The sequence below is a fragment of the Sphaerisporangium krabiense genome (assembly GCF_014200435.1).
Lineage (GTDB): Bacteria > Actinomycetota > Actinomycetes > Streptosporangiales > Streptosporangiaceae > Sphaerisporangium > Sphaerisporangium krabiense.
The window spans coordinates 2,730,268-2,745,609 of the sequence record NZ_JACHBR010000001.1 but is presented as its reverse complement, the minus strand read 5'-3'; the positions used below and the strand labels follow the sequence as shown (position 1 = coordinate 2,745,609).

Below are 15,342 nucleotides of genomic sequence, written 5' to 3'. Positions count from 1 at the left end.
ACGTGGATCAGGCAGGCGCGGGGACGGTCACCACGGCGTGATCAGCCCAGGCGGAACAGCCGGGAGATCCACGGCCGCACGCCCGCCATCTGGGGCATGGGACCGCGGGGGTAGGTGAAGACCGGCACCTCGTGCCCGTACGAGGCGTGCAACTCCGCCGCCTTGCACCAGTCGGCGATCGTGCGGCAGGCCGCCCAGGCGGCGCCGAGCGCCGCGCGGGCCTCGGCCTGGCGGTCCCAGACGCGCATCAGGGTGACCGTGGCCTGCGCCGCCGCGAAGCCGTCGTCGGGGTAGGCGGTGCCGGCGAGGTACGGCGCCATGACCTGGCCGGCGAACCGCGTGCCCATGATCCACGTCCAGTCGGCGACGACCAGGCCGAGCGCGGCTCCCGGGATCGCGTCGGCGGCCGCGTACATGAGCCGCTGGCGCGGGCCGGTCAGGCGTCGCCCCGGCCACAGCCACGCCACCTCCTCGGGGCGGTGGCCCGCGGCCAGCCAGGACAGCACGGTGAGGCCGCGCGCGGTCTGCAGGCGGCACAGCTCCAGGACGTCGCGCAGCATGCGGGGGCCCGGGTCCAGCCAGACGGGCCAGGCGGCGTGGTGGGCGCGCGGCACGAGCGCGGCCAGTTCGGCGGGCACCGGGTGCGGGAAGACCCGGCGGCCGAGGTGGGAGTCGTCGCGGGCGGTGAACACGGCGGCGGGCCGCCGTCAGCGGCCGGCTCGCGCCTCGCCGCCCCGGCGGCGCCCCTCGGGCCAGGGGTGCTCATCCTTGTCCGGGGCCTGCGGGGCCGGGGCGGTCGTGGACGAGCTCTGGGCGGGCGGGGCGGGCGCGGTGGCGGCCGGGGGCGGCGTGCGGCGGCAGGGCTCCGGCGCCGGACGGTGCCGGTGGCCGGCCGGGGGCGCGGGGCGGTCCTGCGGGCGGCGGCGCGGCGGCCGGGGGCGGTGCCCTGGCGGCGGCACGGTCGGCGCGGCGGTCGGCCGCGGAGAAACGGGCGGGGCGGTGGTGACCGGCGGAGTGGGAGCGGGCGCGGTGGGGACCGGCGGGGCCGGCGCCGTGGGGGCGGGGCGGGGCGACGGCGTGCGCGGCGCGGGGGCCGGGCGCGGCGTGCGGACGGCCGGCCCCGGAGGCGTCGCGGGGCGGACGGGCACGGCGGCGTCCTGCCGGGCGACCGCCTGCCGCGTGGCTCCGGGGACGTGTTCGCCGCCGGGCAGGCGCTCGCGGCCGGGCAGGCGCTCGCGGCCGCTGGGCGAGGGATCCGGGGGCGTGGTGGAGGGCGGCGTGCCGGCGGCCGTGGCCGTGATCCGCGCGGCGGCCTCCGCCGGAGAGGACGCGGGAAGGACGCCGTACGCGGTCTGGGAGAGCCCCTCGCCCCGGCTCAGCGCGCTCACCAGGACGAGTGCGGCGACGGCCATCGCGACCGCCGCCACAGCGCCCGCAAGAAGCCGAGGCCGCCACCCACCCCCTTTGATCTCCGGTACGGGAAACCCGTCGCCGTCGAGCAGGCCGGTGCGCCTGGCCACCAGCCTGCGGTACGGCACGAGCTCGGGGTCGATGAAGCAGCTCATCACCCGCACGCGGAGGGTCTGCGGCAGGACCGGCCGGGGCAGCAGCGAGAACACCTTGGCCACCGACACCTGGCGCTCGCGGTAGGGGCCGCAGACGGGGCAGTGCCCGGCGTGCTCGACCAGCCGCTCGCGGGCCTCCTCGTCCGGGCCGGCGGCGAGGATGCGTGTCCTGTCGGGGCAGTCCTGGGCGGTGCCGCTCGTGAGGATCTCGACGGTGACGAGGTCCTGCAGGCGGGTGCGGGCTGCCTCGCGCAGCTCGTCCGCCCGCGCGGGCGGCAGGCCGAGCACGGCGGCGAGATCGCTCTCGGCGATGGAGTGGCGGACGAGGAGCTCCAGGGCCTCGCGCTCGTCGTCCGGCAGCGCGCCGACCGCGGCGACGGCCACGCGGCGCAGGTCGCCGTCGGGGACCGCGGCCGACTCCGCGGTGTCCTGGGCGGAGAAGTCCGGCGGCACGGCGCGCCGGCGCAGGCATTCGCCGTGGGCCAGGGCGTAGAGCCAGGGCCGCATCCGCCCGGGGTCCGCCAGGCTCTCGATGTGCGCCTCGGCCGCGATCAAGGTGTCCCGCAGCGCGACCTGCGCGCTGTCGGGGCTGCCGAGCATGGCCGACGCGTACGCGTAGAGGTCGTCCGCGTAGGTGTCGTAGAGGGCAGCGAGGGCACCGGGATCGCGGGCGCGGAGTGCCTCGACCAGGTCGCGGTCATTCATGTAACCGACAGTAAAGGCTCGGTAACTGCTCGCTCCACCGTTTCCCGGACAATGACCTGCCTTGTATTAATACCGTAATGAAAGTCAGGAAGATTGTTCGGGACGGCGCGCCCCCCATGCCGCCATCAGACTCGATATATCACCAGATGAGCAGGCAGAACAATACGGCGAACGACGGCGCGCCGGTATGAAAAGTCATTCACATATCGCGACATCGGCCTCACGGCACGGCGAATTCCCCCGGCCTATATGAAACATATTCACAAAAGCCCGGTACCCGGTCAGGCGATGGCGTGCAGCCCCGCCTGGTCGCACCCGCGCACGAGGCCCTCCAGCCCGAACGCCTCGGCGGGCCCCACCGCCCCCTGGGCCGCCACGCCCTCGACCCCGGCCGTGATCGCGCCCCACGCCAGCACGCGCGCGGTGAAGTCGTACGGATCGCCGCCGTGCAGCTCGATCGAGGCCAGCCGCACCCCGTCACGGTCGAACGCCTCCGCGACGACCTGGGACGAGACCTCCTCGGCGGGCGCCGTCGAAGAGCCGTCCCTGCCTCCCGACTGGAGCACGCGGTCGGCGACGAGCTCGGTGACCCGCTTGGCGCCCGGGATCGCGGCGATGAACGGCGTCGCCCTGGCGACCGCGCCCGCCGGCCTGGTGAGCGCGCCGAACCACCCCAGGTAGACGTTCACCTCACGGAGCCCGGCGTGCGTCCTCGGGAGCGCGAAATGCTCGGAGGCGCCGACCGACAACGCCTGCCTGCGCCTGCCGTTCACCGAGAAAACGCGGGTACGCCCGTGCTCGCGGAGAATACGGCCCTCACGAAAGCCGTACATAGGGTCCAGGAGCATTCCGAGGATCGACGCCCGCGTGCCCGCGCTCGACCGCCGCACCATATTGCCCTGCACGAAATACCCAATATCCACGCGTACGGCTTCGGGCCCCGCTTTGCGCAGCGCGAGCCCCGCGGCGAGATTGCCCGGCACGTAGTCATATCCGAACGCGGTGAGAAGCGTCGCCCCGGAGGCAGCCGCCGCCGGGCCGTACCGCTGGAAGATGCGGCGGATGAACATCGGCTCCCCGGTGGAGTCCAGGTAGACGCCCCCGGCCTCGATCGCCGCCTCGACCGCGGGCTCCCCCCACCGGGCGAACGGCCCCACGGTCGAGATCAGCACACCGCCCGGCTCGATGATCCGCCGGATCGTCGCGGGCCTGGTCACGTCGGCCACCGCGGTCGGCAGCTCCACCGGCAGCGAGGAGGCCAGCGACTCCAGCCGCGCCGGGTCGCGTCCCGCCAGGACCGGACGGGCGCCGCGGGCCAGCAGCGCCTCGACCGTGAGCCTGCCCGTGTAACCGGTGGCGCCGAAGATGACTATCCGGGGGGAGGTCATGTAAGTACCGTAACCCGCGGGGGATTTCAAGATCCATAGCGGGGCTGGCCGGTCTCCGCCTGAAGCGGACCCGGAGGTCGACGCGGTCAGCCCGGCGCTCACGGCCGGCTGTCGACGGGCATCGCCTGATACCCGCGGTCCCTGACGAACGGCGGGGTCCTCGGCTTGACCGTGCTCGGCGGCACCGCGCCGCTCATGGCCAGCTCCTCGTACGGCCGCGCGCTGGACCCCCAGGTCCGCGCGGCGATGTCCGTGCGCGCCACCTGCCCGCCGCCGCTGAGGCTGTCCACCGTCAGCACGAACCGGCGCGGCGACCCGGCGCGCACGTCGTCCACGTAGGTGCTGCCGCCGCCGACCAGCCTGCCGGCCTGGTCGCGCAGCAGCGCGGTCACGACCAGGCTCGTCGCCGCCTTCGCGTACGGGTTGCCGACCGCGCCGGTGACCAGGTAGGTGCCGTTGCCGAGCTTCTCGGTGTTGGCCCCGGAGACGGGGAACGGCACGAACGCGGACGGGATCCGCGCCGCGCGCCGCCACTGGGCCGGACGGAACGACACCTTCACGTCCACGGGCGCGGAGGCGGCGGTGGCCTGGCCGGTGAACTTCAGCGAGCCCCACGGCGGCACGGCGTCCAGAGGCTGCTGCATGCGGACCACCTCCTTGCCGGAGGCGTCCTTGCCCACCACGGTCGCCGCGACGTTCTCGCCGAAGTGCCACCGGTTCGGGTTGCTGATCACGCCGGCCCACGTCACCACGTACCCGCCGGTCCCCTGGGCGACCGACGAGGTCTGCTCCTTGAGCACGAGCGGCTTCAGCGGCCGCTCGCGCCGCGGCTCCTCGCCACCGCACCCGGCCAGCCCGGCGAGCGAGACCGCCACGCCGAGAGCGAGTCCGAGTGCTGTCGAGTTTCGACTACGCTGGGTCACAAGGCCGTCATAGCCCGGTTAGTCGGGCGTGACTCCTCCGACACGCGCAACCCGTACGGATTCTTTAACGGCGGCACACCCGGGCCGCGCGCTCAGCGCTCGCGCGCCACCCGGGTCTCGTCCCACACCGGTTCCGGCGATTCGTAGACGCGGCCGTCCGCGCCGAACACCAGATAACGGTCGAAGTCCGCGGCGAACCAGCGGTCGTGCGTGACCGCGAGCACCGTGCCGTCGAACCCGTTCAGGCCGTCCTGCAGAGCCTCGGCGCTGGCGAGGTCGAGGTTGTCGGTCGGCTCGTCGAGCAGCAGGAGCGTCGCGCCCGAGAGCTCGAGCAGCAGGATCTGCAGCCGGGCCTGCTGGCCGCCGGACAACGTCTCGAACCGCTGCTCGGCGACGGCGCCCGCCAGCTCGTAGCGCGCCAGGGCCTTCATCGCCTCGTTCTTGAGCCTGGCGTGCTCGGTCATGACGATCTCGCAGGGAGTCCTGCCCCGCAGCTCGGGGCGGGCGTGGGTCTGCGCGAAGTGGCCGGGGACGACCCGCGCGCCGAGCCGGGCCACGCCCGTGTGCCGGACCTGCTCGCCCGCGATGAGCCGCAGGAAGTGCGACTTGCCCGAACCGTTCGAGCCGAGCACGGCCACCCGCTCGCCGTACCAGACCTCCAGGTCGAACGGCTTCATCAGGCCGGTGAGCTCCAGGTGCTCGCAGATCACCGCGCGCTTGCCCGTGCGCCCGCCGCGCAGGCGCATCGTGATCGACTGGTCCTTCGGCGCCAGCTCGGGCGGGCCGGCCTCCTCGAAGCGCCGCAGGCGGGTCTGGGCCGCGTGGTAGGCCGGGGCCATGCCGTCGTTGTACATGGCCTTCTGTTTCAGCATCACGACCAGCCGCTTGATCTTGGCGTGCTCCTCGTCCCAGCGGCGGCGCAGCTCCTCCAGCCGGGCGTTGCGATCTCTGCGGGCCTCGGCGTAGGTGGCGAACCCGCCGCCGTGGATCCACACGTTGCCGCCCTCGACCGTGACGATGCGGTCGGCGACGTTGGCCAGGAGCTGGCGGTCGTGCGAGACGAGCAGGACGGTCTTCTGCGTCTCCCTGAGCGCCTGTTCCAGCCAGAGCTTGCCGGGGACGTCGAGGTAGTTGTCCGGCTCGTCCAGCAGCAGCGTCTGGTCCGGGCCGCGCAGCAGGGCCTCCAGCACCAGGCGCTTCTGCTCGCCGCCGGACAACGTGTCCACCTCGCGGTACTTGACCCGGTCGTACGGGGCGCCGAGCGCGGCCATCGCGCAGGTGTCCCAGAGCACCTCGATGTCGTAGCCGCCGGCGTCGGTGTAGTCGGTGATGGCCTGGGCGTAGCGCATCTGGGTCTTCTCGTCCTCGCGCTCCATCATCGCCAGCTCGCACGCCTCCAGCGCGCGCGCCGCCTCCTGGACGCGGGCGGGCGCCACCGACAGCAGCAGGTCGTGGACGGTGCGGCCGTCCCGGATGCTGCCGATGAACTGGCGCATCACGCCGAGCCCGCCCGAGGACGCGACGCTGCCCTCCACCGGCCGCGCGTCGCCGGCGATCAGCCGCATCAGCGTGGTCTTGCCCGCCCCGTTCGGGCCGACCAGCGCCGCCTTCAGGCCCTCGCCGACGCGGAAGGACACCTCGTTGAGCAGCGGACGCCCATCGGGCAACACGTAGGTCAGGCGACCCACCTCGACATGACCCACGACGATCCCTCCCGGCCTTCCCCGCGGAGGTTACCCAGAGCGGGGCCGGGCCCGCATCCGGATATCGGGTCAGCGCGCCGGGCGCAGGCCGTCGAAGACGATGGCCAGGGCCCGGGCCCGCACCTCGTCGTCGAACGCGGCGTGCTCGGCGGCGCGCGCGGACCCGGCCATCAGGGCCAGCACCTCGGCCACCCCGGCGTCCTCGCGCACGGCCCCCGCACGCTGCGCGCGGACGAGCAGACCGGCCACCGCGGCGGTGACGCGGGCGCCGTACGCCGCGGTCTCGGCCCTGACGTCCGCACCGGCCTGCCGCAGCAGGTCGATGAAGGTGGTCTTCGTGCGGCCCTGCTCCACCACGCGCGCGAAGAAGCCGAAGAACGCGCCGCCCGGGTCCTCCGCGTCCGCCAGGGCCTCGGCCTCGTCGGCCAGCCTGCGCAGCCGGTCGACGAGGACGGCCGTCAGCAGGGCCTCCTTGGTGGGGAAGTGGCGGAAGACCGTGCCGATGCCCACTCCCGCCTCGCGGGCGACCTCCTCGGTGGAGGCGCCGGCGCCCTTGGCGGCGAACACGGCGTCCGCCGCCCGCAGCACGCGGGCCCGGTTGCGCCGGGCGTCCGCCCGCAGGGGACGCTCGGCCGCGACCCCGGGCGGGCCGCCGGGCCCGTCTGGCGCTTCCGGGGTCATGAGCCGATCTTATCGGCGAATCAGGCCCCTGACGTGGGCCCGGACGCGCGCGCGGAGATCCTGTGACCATAAAGTAGGTCTTCGACCTGCGGACTCTGGGAGAAGCGACGGTGGAAGACGACGATTACGTCCCGGTGGGCGATGCCTTGTCGGGGCTCACTGTCTCGCCGCTCCCCGACGGGTGGACGGCGCTGGGGGCGATCATCCTCGTCAAGTGCTTCGACGACGAGGGCCGCTCCTCGTGGGCGTTCCGGCGCACGGACGGGCTGAACGACGAGGAGCTCCTCGGCGCGCTGATGGTCCGCACCGACCTGCTGCGCCGGGAACTCCTCGACGCCTACACCGACGACGACGAAGACGAGGGCTGACGCGCGAGCCTCTCGCGCAGGCGGCCCGTCGCGGCCACCATGGTGGCCAGCGCCGCCTCCACCTGCTCGTAGGTGCGCGTCTTCAGGCCGCAGTCGGGGTTGACCCACACCCGCTCGGCGGGCAGGACGCGCAGCACCGCCTCCAGCAGCTCCTCCACCTCCTCTGCCGCCGGCACGCGCGGCGAATGGATGTCGTACACCCCCGGCCCGAGCCCCCGGCCGAAGTCGCGCACCGCGGGCTCCCGCAGGACGCGGCCGTGCGACCGGGCCGACTCGACGGTCGTGACGTCCGCGTCCAGGGCGTCGACGGCGGCGATGATCTGGTCGGCGTCGGAGTAGCAGAGGTGCGTGTGGATCTGCGTCCGGTCCCCCGCGCCCGAGGTCGCCCGCCGGTACGCGGCCACCGCCCACGCCAGGTAGGCGTCCTGCGCGGCCCGGCGCAGCGGCATCAGCTCGCGCAGCGCCGGCTCGTCCACCTGGATCACCGGCACGCCCGCGGCCTCCAGGTCGAGGACCTCGGCGCGCACCGCGTCCGCGACCTGGAGCATCACCTCGCGCAGCGGCAGGTCGTCGCGGAGGAACGACCAGGCCACGATCGTCACCGGGCCGGTCAGCATGCCCTTGACCGGCCGGTCCGTCAGCGACCGCGCGTACTCCGCCCAGCGGACCGTGATCGGCGCGGGCCGGTGGACGTCCCCGTGCAGGATCGGCGGGCGCGTGCACCGCGAGCCGTACGACTGCACCCAGCCGTGGCGGGTCACCGCGAAGCCGTCGAGGTGCTCGGCGAAGTACTGCACCATGTCGTTGCGCTCGGGCTCGCCGTGCACCAGGACGTCCAGGCCGAGCCGCTCCTGCACGCGCACGGCGCGCTCGATCTCCACGCGGACCCGGTCCTCGTAGCCGGTCACCGGCAGCTCGCCCCGGGCGAGCGCCGCGCGGGCCGCGCGCAGCTCATCCGTCTGCGGGAAGGAGCCGATCGTGGTCACCGGCAGCGGGGGCAGCCCCAGGCGCCCGGCCTGCGCGGCGGCCCGCACCGGGTACGGCGAGCGGGTCTCCCAGACGGGGAGGCCGGCCTCGGTGTCGCCGTGGACGTCCGGCGCGGGGAACGGCTCGACGCGGGGGGCGGCCTCCAGCAGGCGGGCCAGCTCGACCACCTCGGCGACCTTCTCGTCGGCGAACGCCAGCCGCCGCAGCAGCGCCGGGTCCAGGCCGGTCTCGCGTTCCAGGCTGTGCGGGACGTGCAGCAGCGAGCAGGAGGTGCTCACCACGACCCGGTCCACGCGGACGCGGAGGGCGCGCAGCGTGGCCAGCGCCCGTTCGCGGCCGGCGCGCCAGACGTCGCGCCCGGACACCACGCCCGCCACCACGGTCTTGAGCGCCAGCTCCTCGCCGAGCGCCTGGACGGGCGTGCGGCCGCGCACGAGGTCCACGCCGACGGCCTCGACCGGCGTGCGCGCGATCACCGGCAGAGCCTCGCCGAGGTCGCCGAAGTAGGAGGCGACGAACAGCCCCGGGCGCGTGGTCAGGGTGCCCAGGTACTCGTACGCCCGCCGGACCGCGTCCAGCTCCGCGCCGGTGCGGTCGGCGACGAGGGCGGGCTCGTCGAGCTGCGTCCAGCCCACGCCCTCGGCGGCGAGCGCCGCGAGCAGGCGCCCGTAGACGTCGAGCACGTCGCCCAGCCGGTCCAGGGGACGGAACCCCTTCGGGGCGCCCGCCGGCGCCTGGGCCAGCAGCAGGAACGTCACCGGCCCGATCAGCACCGGCCGTGTGTCCAGGCCCAGCGCCTTCGCCTCACGCACCTCCGCCACCGCCTTGTCCGGCACGGGGCGGAAGACGGTGTCCGGGCCGATCTCCGGGACGATGTAGTGGTAGTTGGTGTCGAACCACTTGGTCATCCGCAGCGGCGCGACGTCGGGGGCGCCGCGGGCCATCGCGAAGTAGGTGTCCAGCGGGGACGCCCCCCGGTACCGGTCCGGGATCGCGTCCAGCGCCACCGCCGTGTCCAGCACCTGGTCGTAGTAGGAGAACGTGTTGGACGGGAGCGCGTCCAGCCCCAGGGAGCGCAGGCGGCGCCAGGTCCGCTCGCGGACGCGCGCGCCCTCCTGCCGCAGCTCGTCGGCGGTCGCGTGGCCGTCCCAGTACCGCTCCAGCGCCCGTTTCAGCTCCCGGTCCGGCCCGATCCTCGGGTAGCCGAGGACGGTCGAGGCGGGGAACGGAGAGGTGCGTACGGCGGGCATGCGGGCTCCTTCCTGCGGAAGATCGGTCGGACGGCATCGTGCCCTGATTCCCCGTGCGCCGGGCCGATCGATTGCGTTCGCTTATGGATGGATGCCCGTCCCCGGCCGTGCGGAGGCTCATACTGGAGCATGGATCACGGCCCGCACCCGCGCGACCTCCGCTGCTTTGTGAGCGTGGCGCGCAACGGCGGCTTCTCGCGGGCCGCCGCCGAGCTCGGCATGTCCCAGCCCGCCGTCAGCCAGGCGATATCCCGTCTGGAACGCGGACTCGGCGTACGCCTGTTCGGCCGTACCAGCCGCGAGGTACGGCTCTCCCCCGCGGGCGAGACGCTGCTGCCGCACGCCGAGGCCGTCCTGGACACCCTGGCCGCGCTCACCACCGAGGCGGCGCGGCTCACCGTCCCCGAGCGCCCGGCTATTCGTCTGGCTTATGCGCCATTGGTCGGAGTGCTGGCGGCGCGCGTGGCGCGGCGGCTCGCCCGGCGCACGCCGCCGATCGCCGTCGAACTCACCCCGCTCGGGCGGCGCGCGGCCACGGCGGCCCTGGAGCGGGGCGAGGTGTCGGCGGCGATCCTCGGCTCGCCGTTCCCGCTGCGCATGACGGCGGGCACCCGGTTCCACGTCACCGTCGGCCACCTGGCCGTGCCCGCGGGCGACCCGCTCGCGGCACGCGGGCCGCTGCGCCCCGCCCACCTGGCCCGCCACAAGATCCTGATGCCGCGCGACCGGCCGCCCGGCGGCATGTGGGAACGGCTCGCCGCCCGGCTGCGCGGCCCGCACCAGCACCACGTGGTGGCCGACGAGATCGACGACTTCGCCGCCGCCCTGGACCTCGTCGCCGCGGGCGCCGGCCTTCTGCCGGTCCCCCACCTGCTCATCTCCGCGATCCGCAGGCCCGACATCACCTTCGTCCCCTTCGACGCCGACGACCTCCGCCTGACGTTCGGCCTGGTCTGGCCCCCCGCCCACACCTCCCCCGAACTGATGGCCCTGGTCCGCTCCACCCAGGAAGCCCTGTGGACCCGCTGAGTCCGCAAAGCCCGGCCCTCGCTCTAGCCCTTTCTGACCGCCTCGCTCACCTCGGCCGGCGAGGTGCGCCAGGGGGCGCCGTGGCCCGGAAGCACCCAGGACGCCGACAGGCCGGCGAGCCGGTCCAGGGAGGACAGGGCTGTCGCCGGGTCGTCGGTGAAGGGCGCGGGCTGCGGGCCCGAACGTCCCGTGAGGACGTGCCGCGTGGTCAGGGCGTCACCGACGAAGACCGCGTCGGCGACGGGGACGTGCACCGCCACGCTGCCCGGTGAGTGCCCTGGCATGCCCACGATCACCGGCTTCCCCGGCAGGTCCAGCACGTCGCCGTCGCCGATCTCGGTGACTTCGGCGACGTAGCGGGTGCGCAGGCCGTTCTTGCGGATGGAGTAACCGAAGAACCCGAGCGTCGGGCCGAGACGCATGGGGCCCACCGCGGTCTTGGGCTTCTCCCCTGTGCGGGTGCGGACCGCGTCGGCGGCATGCACGAACACCGGAACGCCGTGTTCGCTTCGCAGGCGTTCGGCGAAGCCGATGTGATCGGAGTCGCCATGGGTCAGCACAAGTCCGCGGATGTCGTCGACGGATTTGCCCAAAGACCGCAGTTCGACCTGCAGATCCCGCCAGTGGCCGGGCAGCCCCGCGTCGATCAGGGTGATGCCCTCGTCGGTGTCGATGAGGTAGCACGCCACGACATCGTTACCGAGGCGGTGCAGGTGGGGTGCGAGCTTCATGAGCTTCCCAAGGTTTGAGGTCAATGGCTCTCACTGCGGAGAGTCCCGGCCGGATGATGCTCTTTATAGAGATCTTTGCTCTTTTATGAGAGCAATGCTCTCACGGAGAGGTGATCCTTATCAAGAGCACCGCTCTCCTTGGGGTGCTGTCCGTACAACCGCTCCGCTGGTTCGATGAGCACGACGGCCCCATCGCGTGGGAAACGCGCGAGCTGAGCGTCGCGGGGGCGTTTCACGGATGGGGAACAGCGGGCTACGGGGCCACGGCGATCTGGCGGTGGTGGTGCTTCGGGTTGTCGGCCTCGTCGATCAGGGCCACCGCGAGGTCGGCGTAGGACAACGTGCCCGTGTCCTCGGTCGTGGGCAGCACCTGGTCGCCGCCGGTTCGGTAACGGCCGGTCCGGGGAGCCTCGTCGTCCAGCAGGGTCGGTGGTGGCACGATCATGACCCAGTCGACCCCGCCTCCCTCCGCCTCGAAGATCGCCAGCTCGGCCGCGTGCCCCTCGGAGAAGTTCCGCGCCTCCTCGGGAAAGCCGGGCGCGTCCATCACGCGGACGCCGGGCGCGGTCTCCAGCGTCGTGCCGATGCCGACCATGACCAGCCGCGGCACCCCCGCCCGTTCCAGGCCGGTCAGCAGGGCGCGCGCGGCGGCGCCGAAGAACTCCGGCGCGGGCACGTCCATGCGGGCCGCGGCGTTGACGGCGGCGTCGTGCCCGGCCGCGACCGCCGCCACGCTCCCGGCGTCCGTCACGTTGCCCGCCACCAGCGACACGCCCGCGTCCGGCTCACCGTGTGCCGCACGGTAGCGGTCCGGGTCACGGACGACGGCGGTGACGCGATGCCCGCGTGCGACGGCCTCCGCGACCGCACGCCGGCCCGCCCGCCCTCCGGCCCCGAACACCACCACACTCCGCCGCACACCCGCCTCACCCGACCCCGCCGCGTCGGGAGCGCTACTTCCGTGCCGTCCCCTGGCTTCGCGGCCTCCGTCCTGCTCCCCCGCCTCGCCGGATCCCGCCTGGCCCCCGACCCCGCGAGGTTCGCCCTGGTCCGTGGTCTCGGGTGCTCTGCTGATTTCGCTCATGGGACTCTCCTGCCGATCCGGGCCGGACCGTCGTTGTGCGGTCCGGTGCGGCAGACGGTAGCCGTGGGGGCATTGGTTTCCGCAACGGTACCTGCGTAGGGTGGTTCGCGTGCCGGAGCCTCTTGACGCTGAGATGTTCGCCGGATGCGCCCCGTTCACCCCGCTCATGGTCGGCGGCAAGTGGACCGCGAAGATCATTCACTGCCTGAAGGACGGCCCCCGGCGATTCTCCGAGCTGCGCGTTCCGCTGCGCGGCATCACGCCGAAGGTCCTGGCCGAGTCCCTGCGCTCCATGGAGCGCGACGGCATGATCACCCGCACGGCGTTCGACGAGATCCCGCCGCGTGTGGAGTACGAGCTGACGCCCCTCGGCCGGTCCCTCCTGGTGCCCATGGCGGCAGGATGCGCCTGGAATCGCGAGCACCTGTCCGAGCTGCTCCACGCCCGGGAGTCCTACGACACCCGAGCCCTTTCCTGATCTCTCAGGCAGAAGGCCGGGGATCGCGGGTCAGGTCGGCGGCCATACCCGTCCACGCGGGGGCGGCCCTCATATCGGCGGCTGGGTACGCGGCTCCCCGATACGCGGCGGCTTCCAGACCCGTGCTCGGCGCGGCGACCGGTGAGGCGACCGGCGCGGAAGCCGTGGTGGCCGCGGGCGCGGGGAGCGGCGCGCCGACGGGCGTGCGGGAGGTTGCGGTGCCCAGGCCGGTGGGGTGGAGGGTGAAGTCGGGGCGGATCGCCGGGAGGTGGCGGCGTGCCAGTTCGGCCTCGGTGTAGCGGGCGCACTCGCGGTGCCATTCGAGGATGCCGGACATCCAGTCCTGGAGTTTGCCGGCGTAGCCGTACACCGCGCCGCGGGCGCGCTCGTCCAGGCCGAACTCATCGAGCAGCACCGGCAGGTCGTTGGCGACGATGTGCTCGAACTGCCGCACCCGGGCCGCCATGAGATCGGCCACGATGTCGCGCGCGGTGTAGCGGTCGACGCCGAGGAAGTTCTCGACGACCACGACCAGGTTGAAGAACTCGCCCTCGAACTGGACCTCCTTCTGGTACGAGAAGAGGTCGTTGGTGAAGCAGGCGTAGTCCTCCGCGGCGGTCTCCAGCTCGTGCATGACGCGGGTGCCGTAGATCTCGGACGGTACGGCGTCGCCCTCGCCGAACCGGGCGAGGCTCTTGGTCAGCTCGGACCCGAAGGTCCTGCGCCGCATCTCGACATAGTCGATCGGGTCGGGAATGCGGTGCTCGGCCTGGTTCGCCAGCTCCCACAGCCAGCTCGCCGTCATCTCGTCCACGGCCCCGCGAAGGTGGCGCCGGGCGTCGGGCGACATGAGGACGGCGGTGCGCCGCCAGAGGTCGGCAAGGCCGCGCTCGAGCGGGTTGGCCGGCTCCGGGGTGGCTCCGGCGTCGAGCGGCATGAAGGACGACAGCCGCTCCGTGCACAGCTTGGCCGCCGGCAGGTCGCGGGACCTGCCGAAGACGAGCGGGTAGTAGTCGTCCGCGTAGGTTCCCCAGGTGAGCCAGTCGGTGGAGAGGTCGAGCCCGCCGGGTGTGGCGTCGGCGTGGATCATGGCGGCGCAGTGCGCGAGGTCGCTGACCCGGCACCACCGCTCGTCCCACACCCCGCCCGCCTCGACCCCGGGCAGCGAGTCGAAGAGGCCGACCTCGCGCGCCCACGCGATGCCGTGGGCGCGCGCGGCCTCCAGGTGGGGGCTGGTGCGCAGCGCGAAGGGCATCAGGAGATCGGGCGGGGGAAGGTGGCCCACGGGGACGAAGGGGACGTGAGAATGCTGACGCGCCCGGCGGCGCAGCCCCGGCGCGAGCGGCGAGCGCGTGAGGAGCGCGGCGGTGGTGCCGAGGCCGGTGGGGCCGGGCGGGAGGCCGCCGGGACCCGAGACGGCGCCCTCGTTCATGTACCGGCTGGACCGGGCGTGCCACTCGTGGCCGCCGGCCTGCCAGTCCTGGAGGCCCTTGACGTACGCGGCCACGGCGGCCTGCTCGTGCGGGGGGATGGCGTGGTCGGCGAGCAGCGCGGGGACCTCGGTGAGCGCGGTGGTCTCGAACTGCTCCAGGCGGGACGTCAACAGGTCGTTGACCATCTCGGCCGCCTCCTGCGTCGCGCAGCCGAAGAACCGCTCGAAGACCAGGACGGCGTTGGAGTTCTCGCCTTCCTCGCGGACCTCGCGCTGGTAGGAGAACAGGTCGTTGCGCAGGTGGACGGCGTCGGAGAAGGTGTCGGAGAGCACGCGCATCGGCCGGGTCGCGGCGATGGCGCCGGGGATCTCGGCGTGCGCGGCGAACTCGACGAGGTTGGCCGACCAGGGAGCCCCGCCGACCCTGCGCCGCATCTGGACGTACTCGATGGGGTTGGCGATGCGGCCTCGGTTGATGTTGTCGAGCTCCCACATCGACTCGACCATGAGGTTGTGGGTGCCGGCGATGAAGCGCCGGCGCCACGCGGGCGACATGGCGGGCACCGTGCGCCCCCACAGGTCTTTCAGCCCGGCCTCGACGGCGTTCCCCGGCTCGGGCGAGACCTCGCCGTCCAGGGTCATGAACAGTTCGAGGCGGTCGAGGTGCGCCTTGCCTCCCGCGAGGTCGCGGGGATGTTTGTACATTTCGAGGAAGTGGTCGTCGAAGTAGAACACCCAGACGTACCAGTCGGTGATGAGGTCGAGGGTGGGGCCGTCGCAGTCGGGGTGGGTGTAGGCGCACATCAGCGCGTAGTCCATGCGGGCGAGGGCCGGGGCGTCCCAGATGACGTCGCCGGACGGTTTCGGCTCGTCGAGCATGCCCATGCGTTCGGCCCACGCCTCGCTGTGCGCCCGTGAGCGCTCCAGGTGCGGGTTGAGCCGCGCCGGATAGGCCAAGTAGAAGTTCGGCAGCGTGAAAGCCTGCATGAGCGCGCCTACTCTCGTGAGCCGACCACGG

13 protein-coding genes are annotated in these 15,342 nt (G+C 73.3%); 3 read left to right on the top strand and 10 right to left on the bottom strand.

The window, feature by feature from the left end:
• Positions 1 to 41 precede the first annotated feature (41 nt).
• The 6 genes from BJ981_RS12250 to BJ981_RS12225 form a co-directional block, all read right to left on the bottom strand.
• Positions 42 to 692 (bottom strand): hypothetical protein, encoded by a 651-nt coding sequence (locus BJ981_RS12250; protein WP_184610906.1) that lies wholly within the window; start codon positions 690 to 692, stop codon positions 42 to 44.
• 15 nt (positions 693 to 707) lie between these two features.
• Positions 708 to 2,270: an RNA polymerase sigma factor gene (locus BJ981_RS12245; protein WP_184610904.1), complete on the bottom strand. Its 1,563-nt coding sequence runs from the start codon at positions 2,268 to 2,270 to the stop codon at positions 708 to 710.
• Between the two features lie 281 nt (positions 2,271 to 2,551).
• Positions 2,552 to 3,658, bottom strand: a complete 1,107-nt coding sequence (locus tag BJ981_RS12240; RefSeq protein WP_184610901.1) for a saccharopine dehydrogenase family protein — start codon at positions 3,656 to 3,658, stop codon at positions 2,552 to 2,554.
• A gap of 98 nt (positions 3,659 to 3,756) precedes the next feature.
• On the bottom strand, positions 3,757 to 4,581 hold the full coding sequence (locus tag BJ981_RS12235) for a hypothetical protein (protein ID WP_239139390.1): 825 nt from the start codon (positions 4,579 to 4,581) through the stop codon (positions 3,757 to 3,759).
• Between the two features lie 92 nt (positions 4,582 to 4,673).
• Positions 4,674 to 6,284 carry an ABC-F family ATP-binding cassette domain-containing protein gene (locus BJ981_RS12230; protein ID WP_184610899.1) on the bottom strand — a complete coding sequence of 537 codons (1,611 nt, stop codon included), beginning with the start codon at positions 6,282 to 6,284 and terminating at the stop codon, positions 4,674 to 4,676.
• A 69-nt stretch (positions 6,285 to 6,353) separates the two neighbouring features.
• Positions 6,354 to 6,965, bottom strand: coding sequence for a TetR/AcrR family transcriptional regulator (locus BJ981_RS12225; RefSeq protein WP_184610897.1), 612 nt, complete (start codon positions 6,963 to 6,965; stop codon positions 6,354 to 6,356).
• Between the two features lie 110 nt (positions 6,966 to 7,075).
• Here BJ981_RS12225 and BJ981_RS12220 point away from each other — a divergent pair, with 110 nt between their 5' ends.
• A complete protein-coding gene (locus BJ981_RS12220; RefSeq protein ID WP_184610895.1) occupies positions 7,076 to 7,333 on the top strand; it encodes a hypothetical protein in 258 nt (85 codons plus the stop codon).
• Here BJ981_RS12220 and metE read toward each other — a convergent pair.
• Positions 7,303 to 9,570, bottom strand: a complete 2,268-nt coding sequence (gene metE / locus BJ981_RS12215; RefSeq protein WP_184610893.1) for a 5-methyltetrahydropteroyltriglutamate--homocysteine S-methyltransferase — start codon at positions 9,568 to 9,570, stop codon at positions 7,303 to 7,305. The two genes, BJ981_RS12220 and metE, sit on opposite strands and share 31 nt — an antisense overlap.
• 87 nt (positions 9,571 to 9,657) lie before the next feature.
• Between metE and BJ981_RS37475 the strand changes: the two genes are divergently transcribed.
• The gene (locus tag BJ981_RS37475) at positions 9,658 to 10,599 is read left to right on the top strand and encodes a LysR family transcriptional regulator (RefSeq protein WP_307837836.1); all 942 of its coding nucleotides are present in this window, start codon (positions 9,658 to 9,660) and stop codon (positions 10,597 to 10,599) included.
• Between the two features lie 23 nt (positions 10,600 to 10,622).
• Here the strand turns inward: BJ981_RS37475 and BJ981_RS12205 are convergent, their stop codons facing one another.
• Both BJ981_RS12205 and BJ981_RS12200 read right to left on the bottom strand, forming a co-directional pair.
• The gene (locus tag BJ981_RS12205) at positions 10,623 to 11,330 is read right to left on the bottom strand and encodes an MBL fold metallo-hydrolase (RefSeq protein WP_184610891.1); all 708 of its coding nucleotides are present in this window, start codon (positions 11,328 to 11,330) and stop codon (positions 10,623 to 10,625) included.
• A gap of 253 nt (positions 11,331 to 11,583) precedes the next feature.
• Complete coding sequence (locus BJ981_RS12200; RefSeq protein ID WP_184610889.1) at positions 11,584 to 12,414, bottom strand: NAD(P)-dependent oxidoreductase; 831 nt, start codon at positions 12,412 to 12,414, stop codon at positions 11,584 to 11,586.
• A 109-nt stretch (positions 12,415 to 12,523) separates the two neighbouring features.
• Between BJ981_RS12200 and BJ981_RS12195 the strand changes: the two genes are divergently transcribed.
• Complete coding sequence (locus BJ981_RS12195; RefSeq protein WP_239139389.1) at positions 12,524 to 12,892, top strand: winged helix-turn-helix transcriptional regulator; 369 nt, start codon at positions 12,524 to 12,526, stop codon at positions 12,890 to 12,892.
• Positions 12,893 to 12,896: 4 nt separating this feature from the next.
• Here the strand turns inward: BJ981_RS12195 and BJ981_RS12190 are convergent, their stop codons facing one another.
• A complete protein-coding gene (locus tag BJ981_RS12190) occupies positions 12,897 to 15,311 on the bottom strand; it encodes a terpene synthase family protein (protein ID WP_221314695.1) in 2,415 nt (804 codons plus the stop codon).
• Between the last annotated feature and the right edge of the window lie 31 nt (positions 15,312 to 15,342).

Bases quoted from the DNA above. Each gene is read 5' to 3' on its own strand.
- BJ981_RS12245 (WP_184610904.1), bottom strand. From the start codon at position 2,270: ATGAATGACCGCGACCTGGTCGAGGCACTCCGCGCCCGCGATCCCGGT.
- BJ981_RS12240 (WP_184610901.1), bottom strand. From the start codon at position 3,658: ATGACCTCCCCCCGGATAGTCATCTTCGGCGCCACCGGTTACACGGGC.
- BJ981_RS12225 (WP_184610897.1), bottom strand. From the start codon at position 6,965: ATGACCCCGGAAGCGCCAGACGGGCCCGGCGGCCCGCCCGGGGTCGCG.
- metE (WP_184610893.1), bottom strand. From the start codon at position 9,570: ATGCCCGCCGTACGCACCTCTCCGTTCCCCGCCTCGACCGTCCTCGGC.
- BJ981_RS37475 (WP_307837836.1), top strand. From the start codon at position 9,658: ATGGATGCCCGTCCCCGGCCGTGCGGAGGCTCATACTGGAGCATGGAT.
- BJ981_RS12205 (WP_184610891.1), bottom strand. From the start codon at position 11,330: ATGAAGCTCGCACCCCACCTGCACCGCCTCGGTAACGATGTCGTGGCG.
- BJ981_RS12200 (WP_184610889.1), bottom strand. From the start codon at position 12,414: ATGAGCGAAATCAGCAGAGCACCCGAGACCACGGACCAGGGCGAACCT.
- BJ981_RS12190 (WP_221314695.1), bottom strand. From the start codon at position 15,311: ATGCAGGCTTTCACGCTGCCGAACTTCTACTTGGCCTATCCGGCGCGG.